Here is a 6599-nt window from a genome sequence, read left to right on the forward strand (position 1 = left end):
CTGTATCGCTCGACGGACTGCCGCTGTCGTCGTGGCGCTCCCGTGCTGAACCTGGCCCATAGCGCGTCCTTCCACTCGCGTGAGAAAACTGCACCATCAAACCCTGGGATCAAACAGCTAGGCGGCGATCTGTATCCAGTTGGCTGCCGGGCATGGCTCCGGCGCCGCGGCGGCCCGGGCCATCGCGGCGCCGGCGTCCTAGGCCACGAGCGCCGCGAGGCGCGCGGCGAGGATCGTCGTCTCCAGGACGCACGGAGCCGCGTTCAGCGGGCGCGGCATCGTCGGTCGGTGGCTGGTCATGACGGCTCCGCGGGTTCCTGCGAGGGCCACGCGCTCGAATGGTTACCGCCGTGTCTCCGCCGGGACAGCGTGGGCAAATGTGATGCCACGACCCACACCCGCGAGGGCTTCTCGCAGGGCGGTTGCACGCGTCACGCCCGAGTTCCGCAGGAGCGCGCTGTCGGGGCGCTTTGAGGATGCGGCACTGCTCCGTCGACGTCATCCGGTACGCTAATGAGGATGGGATCGAGGACGGCGCCGCCATCTTGCGCGTGAGCGTGCCGCAGTCTTCGAGGACGCATTTTTCGACGCTAGAGCGGCATTCGATCATGTTGGATCATATGCGTCGTAGCCTGCGGCGGCGAGATAGCGGCGGCATTCGGCTGGCGTGAAGCGTCTGAAGGCTCGTCGGCTAGTGTCCCAGAGGTCGCTGATCGTGCGAGCAGCCTCGGCACGAAGAATGGCCTTGAGCTTGGCGAAGTCGCGTTCAATCGGGTTGAAGTCGGGGGAATAGGCCGGGAGGTAGAGCAGCCTCGCTCCCGCCGCCTCAATGCACTCGCGGATGCCGCTGACCTTGTGGGCGGGCAGGTTGTCGAGCACGACCGTGTCGCCGGGCCTGAGGGCTGGGACGAGGGTTTGTTCGACATAGCCACGGAAGCGCGCCGGTCATCGGTCCATCGAAGAGTGCGGTGGCTGTCAGGCCGCTGGTGCACAGACCGGCAGTGACCGTGATGGTTTTCCAGTGGCCGAACGGCACCGCGACCCGGCAGCGTTCGCCGCGCGGGGCTCGCCCATAGCGGCGGACCATCTTCGTGTTGGTGGCGGTCTCGTCGAGGAACAAGAGCTTGTCCGGGTCTAGATCGAGCTGGCCGTCGAACCAGGACAGGCGCGCGGCCTTCGCGTCTTCCCTCTCCTGCTCGGCGGCGTGGCCGGTGTTTTTTTGCGCGTGATGCCGTGGCGCTTGAAGAAGCGGGACAGGCTGCTGCCCCAACCCGCAGACCTAGTTCGGCCAGACGGTCGCGCAACTTATGCAGGAACAGCTCGGGCTGCGCTTCGTAGGTCTGCCGGATCAGGTCGGCCTGTGCCTCGATGGTGTGCGAGCGTTGATCGCCGCCCATCGGCTTGGCCTGTGTCCGACCCTCCTGCACGAAGGTCCCGTGCCAGCGCACGGCGCTGGCCGGGCTGACCTCGAAGCGCCGCGCCGCCTCCCGGCGCGAAGCCCCCGCCTCGATCGCGGCTACGACACGCTCGCGCAGATCAACGGACAGGGCAGACGCCATCGGCTCTCCTCCTCGGAAAGCCACGCATCGAATCACATCACCGCCGCGGCCGAAACCCTAAACGATTCAATTCGATCGGTGACCACTCTAGGCGGTAATCGCCTCGCTGGTCGAGACCTGCAAGCTCGTCGGCGTCGAGCCGCAGGCTTACCTGGCCGACGTCATCACCCGCATCGTCGAGGGCCATCCGCAGCGGCACCTCGATGATCTGCTGCCATGGACTTACCAGCCAACGCCAGCCCTCAAAGCCGTGGCCTGAGGACAGCGCTTACGGTCGACGACGTGTCCAAGCTGAAGGACCACGTCGGCTGGCTGGTGAAGTCCGTCCTCGGCGCCATTGTGCTCGCCGTCGTCGGGCTGGTGCTGACCAAGGGGGGATCCCGCACTGATGCCCGGCGACAAGCCCCCCTTCCTCCCCCAAGTGAAGATGCTCCACGACGCTGATCGGACCGACGAGATCTACGCCCGCGGCGTCGAGGTCGCCCTCGCGATCGCGCGAAGACGGGGGCGGCTACAGGTCCTGATGAACAGGGTCTACTATGGCATCCTGCTCCTGGTGCTGGGCTGGATCTTCGCCATGGTGATCGACCGCGAGCCGCCCGTCCGGCAGGTCACCCGAGAGGTCGTGAATCCTGCGCGGCAGGTCCATGTCGGCGACAGGCTGCTGATCCGCGGCGTCCGGATCCGCGACCGGTCGTGCGAGATCACGCGCCGCTGGTGGATCGTCGATGGGGCCGGCCGGCGGCTCGACTTCGAGCCCGAGCGCTTCGACGCCTACGGGCCGATCGGCCGTGAAGAGGAGACTATTGGGCCGGTAATTCCGCTGGACGCCATGCCCGGTCGCGGGCGGCTCCTCGGCGTGGTCGCCTACGATTGCAACCCGCTCCAGCGCGCCCTCGGGTGGTCGATCGTCGTCATGCTGCCGACGCTCGATTTCGAGATCCTGCCGCGCGCGGCGGTGACGCCATGAAGGACCGGACGCGCAGGACCTATCGCTGGTGTGGGCGCTGCTCGCGTTCCTGGCCGGCATCATCCTCGGCAACCGGACCGCACCGAAGGATTAGGTCGCGCACCCGCCCGCCCGAGCGTCTACCCAGCACCCTAAGCGTAGACCCTCTCAAAACGCCCGGCTCCGGCCGCGGCGGTTTTTTCGTGCTTCGTACCAGGTTCCAAAGCGGCAACGGCCTCGCTAAGTAGGTCGCTGATCTGCTTCTCGAATTCAAACCCTTCCGGGCTCTCATAGTCATCTGGTTTGAACCAGACATAGTCGGGGCGAGGCAGTTGCATATGTCTTATCAGTACCGTAGTAACATCAACTCCTCTTAGATCAATCGGAACATCAGAAATGCTGATAAGCACTATTCGATAATCGCGCGTCGATCTCCGCGATTGGATCGATCTCAAGACGTCACCCGCACGACTTCCCGATTTCGTATAATGGAAGAAGATGCATCGAGGCTCTTTAAGGGCAGCATCGAAAGCGGCAATGCGATGCTCGTATAATCCACGGAGTTTTTCGAAACTATTGGCTATCCACCGATCGCCCTGCTCGTGATTGAAGAAGAATTTGTACTTTTCATTAGCAGGGCACGGCGTGCCTGTGGGCAGCTCATACGAACTTAGGCTTGCTGCATCAGTAAGAGCGCTTACGCCGTCATTAATCAGATCGGCTACGGCAAAGCTCTTTGTCTGAGCCAGATTGAAAAAGCTTTGATGGCGCAAGGCAAAGATGTCGCGGCGAAACCCCCAGCGATTGGCAAGCATCCACGGTAAGCAATTTTCGCCAATGGAGACGACCATCGGCATGTTAGAAGGCCGTTCGTGTCTTGCCATTTGGATGCGCCGTTCCACGACGCTATTGGCGTGCGGCGAACCTCGATCTGCGACGAGTGCGTGCGCTTGGAAGGCGAGCTCGTGATCTGCCAGCAATGATGCGGCCCGCCAGATCCCGCGTAGATGATGATCAGACAGTCGCTCCAAGCAGCACGTTAGTTTGTTGAGATAGCTGTGGCCCTTTTCATAAAGCCCGGCGTCAACAAACGTTAGTGCTGCTTGGTAAGTGAAGTCGACATGATCCGGGAATACCTCGGAGTAGTGAGCATAGATGCTGGCAGCTTTCAGCCACTCGCCACGAGCCTGATAAATTTGACCGAGCAGCATGGCATGATCCGCCGAATTGCCATCGCGCTCAATCAACAGTTCCAACTCCTTGGCGAGGAGCCCCAGCGACTTATACGTCGCATCAGCTGCGAATTTGGCTCGAATTTCCTCGAGGGTCATGCGCCAGCCATAAGCTGTGGAACGGCGTCGCACATTCAACCTAAGCGCGCCGAGTGGACCGCATTAGCCGAATCACGAAAAATTGAAATAACCCAGGTTAGGAAGCGCGTTGTGCCTGCGCAGCCGCCACTCTCAGCCCAGCCGGCTCCGGCCACAGCGGTTTTTCCATGCCTGAGATCTTTTGCCTCTAAACCGGCGGACTAATTCCGCCGAAGAAGCCCTCGCAGCATCCGGACGAACGTTTGCAGTGCGCCGGCTTGGCCGCCATCGCCGCCAGTAAGCTTGATGGCCGCGCCTGAACCAGAAGGCGTCTCGAAGATAAACGCATCCCGACGGCCGTCGAAAAATTCATTGATCGTCCTCCGAGCGCCCGGATAATACAGCGTCCCGAAGTCATCGAACAGCATCACCCCTCCCGGGCTCAGCCGCGGCCAGAAGAACTCTACGGTGTCTCGCGTCGGCTCGTACAGGTCGACGTCGACATGCACGTAGGCGAAGCGCTTGTCCGCAACATCGGGGAATCGCTCCGGCACCCAGCCTGGGTGGTAATGCACGAACCGGATCGGATAGAGGTTCGCGCGCACCTCGTCTTCCAAGCAGGCGAACGGATTTGGTGCCCCCTCTGCGCGCGCGGGCAGTAGAGGCGAATGATCCTGCCCGGCGGGCTCCGACAGTCCGGCGAACGAGTCGAAGATGTGAAAGCCTTCCGTGCGTCCAAGTTCTTCGAGGACCGTGCAGGTCACGTAAGCTGACAGTCCGCGGAAGCATCCGACTTCGGCAAAGTCACCTTCGACCCAAGCCACCCGCCGCAGCAACTGCGGGATCATATAATGCCGCTGCCGCCGAACCGCGCGTTCATGCATCCCGGTAGCAGCCTGAGCGCGATCATACAGATCATGGAATACATGATCCACGTCGTATGCGTTTTCAGGCGCCGGCCTGGGGGAGTCTGGCCAGCGCGAGACGAAGGAGATACCTTCAGCCTGCGCAATTGCCTGCGACGAAATCTGCACTGCCGCCAGCCCCCCTGTTGCTTCCTTAAGCCAGAGGTCAGCGAGCGCCAGCCACAGGCTGTGGAACGGCAGCGTATGTTCAACCCACGCGTGCCGAGCGGACCGCCTAAGCTGATTCACGGAAAAGTGAAACAACCCAGGTTAGGAATCCGCTTGGTCCTCGCTCATTGGTTGCATTTTAGCAGCCCCGCTGGCACAGCCACACAGGGCCTTTGTCGCGCTCCTACCGTCAGCGCGGCTTCGGAGCCGGTGAACTCGGATCCTTAAAGAAGCCTGTCCGACCCTCGGCCAAGCCCGTGTTCACGAAGTGAACCAACGGGTTGTGGCTAGAGGCATCTACGTCGGGGTTCGCGGCGATATAGCCGTCGGTGCTGAAGCCCGCGCTCGGATCCCGACCTTCCTTCCAACCGTACCGGAGGTAGTGGTCGAGTGGGTTCAGCCCTGCGGCCCGCACGTCAGGATAGGCGTTCAGATAGTAGACCGGGTCGAAGCCGGGCAGTCGAACCTTGACGATCGAGGGGTGGCGCTTGAACGGGCGCAGAATGCGCAACTTCATGATGAATATCTGAGCGTGAGACCTGCGCTCGATCCATCATTCCGAGCCTTGTCGCAAGGGCCGGCCGATCCACTCGCGCAAGCGCTTCTGTGCCCTGCGCTGGCCTGCGGCTTGTGACGGCCCGGCATTCCTCCCAGGGATTCACTCAGCCCCGCCGGCGCCGCCGCCCGAAGCTTTTCCGAATCTGCGTTGGCTTCGTATATATCGAACCACTTCTCAGGCGAGCGCGTTTGTCAGCCTCCAACTCAAGGAAGGTTCTTATGCGCCATCGCGTTCTCGCAGCCGCCGCCGTCTTCAGCCTCCTCGCAGGCGGAGCCTCTGCACAGGCTCCCACGGCGACCCCTGTTGCGCCCACCGCTTCCGGCGCCTCAGGCGTAGTTGCGCCGCAGAACAGCACGACCGGTAGCACTGGCGCCGTGACGGCATCGCCGACCGGGCAGCCGGCCGACACAATGTCCAAGAGCTCGTCGTCTGCCGGGAATGCAAATCAGCCAGAGCGCGCTGTTCCTCAGGGCGGCGGCGGTGGTGGCAGCAGCAAGTAGCCGCTGACGCAATCATTCGCGTGCGTTCTCTTCGGCCCCGCCGGCGCAGCCGCGTGGGGCTTTTTCGTGTGCCGGTGGTCGCATCACATCCTCGCGCGCACGCTCGCCGGAGGCGGGCCGGTAACCATTCGGGCGCACTGCTGCGCTGCAACAGCGAGAGCCATGATGCCCGGTCGGCAACCCACCTTGCCCCGCCCCACGACGGCGGCACCTTCTAGCCTCGAGACGACCATCCTTGAGGAGCGAGCCGTAGGTCTCAGGGGATGGGACGCGCGTGCAGCTATGTCCCGCGCAACCGAAGCGGCCGCCTGCCGGCGCGATGCGCCTGCAATGCGCTTGGCCGCGTAGGCCTCTCGGGCAGCTTCTCCCGGTGATCTGAGCCCGCCCGGTCCGCCGGCGCGGGCTTTTTCGTGCTTAGGCTTCAGTTCGGATTCGGCAGTGTTTGCATTGCAAGCAAAATCGACTGCGCGGCAACCGCGATGGCGGCCGCAATGGCGGCTTTGGCATTCAACGATGCAGCGATGACCTGACCGGCTGGCTTTGGACCGGGCTGATTGAGAGGATCAGCCAGGACAAGGAGTCGGACATGCGGCGAGGTCAGAAGACGAACGCGGAGCAGGTCGTGCTGAAGCTGCGCCAGATTGAGGTG

At 62.9% G+C, this 6599-nt stretch carries 5 protein-coding genes and 2 pseudogenes; 2 read left to right on the plus strand and 5 right to left on the minus strand.

The genetic code is table 11. The features are described 5' to 3' along the window. Window positions 1-606 precede the first annotated feature (606 nt). Window positions 607-1559 (minus strand): annotated as a pseudogene (locus ACLBYB_RS32305) (IS630 family transposase). A 91-nt stretch (window positions 1560-1650) separates the two neighbouring features. Here ACLBYB_RS32305 and ACLBYB_RS32310 point away from each other — a divergent pair. After that, a pseudogene (locus ACLBYB_RS32310) lies at window positions 1651-1818 on the plus strand (transposase domain-containing protein); the annotation flags it as partial. Between the two features lie 129 nt (window positions 1819-1947). Beyond that, window positions 1948-2529: a hypothetical protein gene (locus tag ACLBYB_RS32315; protein WP_447701313.1), complete on the plus strand. Its 582-nt coding sequence runs from the start codon at window positions 1948-1950 to the stop codon at window positions 2527-2529. Window positions 2530-2660: 131 nt separating this feature from the next. Here ACLBYB_RS32315 and ACLBYB_RS32320 read toward each other — a convergent pair whose 3' ends face one another. The 4 genes from ACLBYB_RS32320 to ACLBYB_RS32335 form a co-directional block, all read right to left on the minus strand. Then, on the minus strand, window positions 2661-3839 hold the full coding sequence (locus ACLBYB_RS32320; RefSeq protein WP_447701314.1) for a tetratricopeptide repeat protein: 1179 nt from the start codon (window positions 3837-3839) through the stop codon (window positions 2661-2663). 200 nt (window positions 3840-4039) lie between these two features. After that, window positions 4040-4987: a TylF/MycF/NovP-related O-methyltransferase gene (locus tag ACLBYB_RS32325; protein ID WP_447701315.1), complete on the minus strand. Its 948-nt coding sequence runs from the start codon at window positions 4985-4987 to the stop codon at window positions 4040-4042. Window positions 4988-5081: 94 nt separating this feature from the next. Then, a complete protein-coding gene (locus ACLBYB_RS32330; protein WP_447701316.1) occupies window positions 5082-5408 on the minus strand; it encodes a hypothetical protein in 327 nt (108 codons plus the stop codon). Between the two features lie 963 nt (window positions 5409-6371). Next, the coding region (locus ACLBYB_RS32335; RefSeq protein ID WP_447701317.1) for a hypothetical protein at window positions 6372-6599 on the minus strand (228 nt) is incomplete at its 5' end.

The sequence above is a fragment of the Methylobacterium sp. D54C genome (assembly GCF_053345595.1).

Excerpts from the sequence above, each read along its gene's own strand:
- ACLBYB_RS32330 (WP_447701316.1), bottom strand. The coding sequence starts at position 5,408 with ATGAAGTTGCGCATTCTGCGCCCGTTCAAGCGCCACCCCTCGATCGTC.
- ACLBYB_RS32315 (WP_447701313.1), top strand. The coding sequence starts at position 1,948 with ATGCCCGGCGACAAGCCCCCCTTCCTCCCCCAAGTGAAGATGCTCCAC.
- ACLBYB_RS32320 (WP_447701314.1), bottom strand. The coding sequence starts at position 3,839 with ATGACCCTCGAGGAAATTCGAGCCAAATTCGCAGCTGATGCGACGTAT.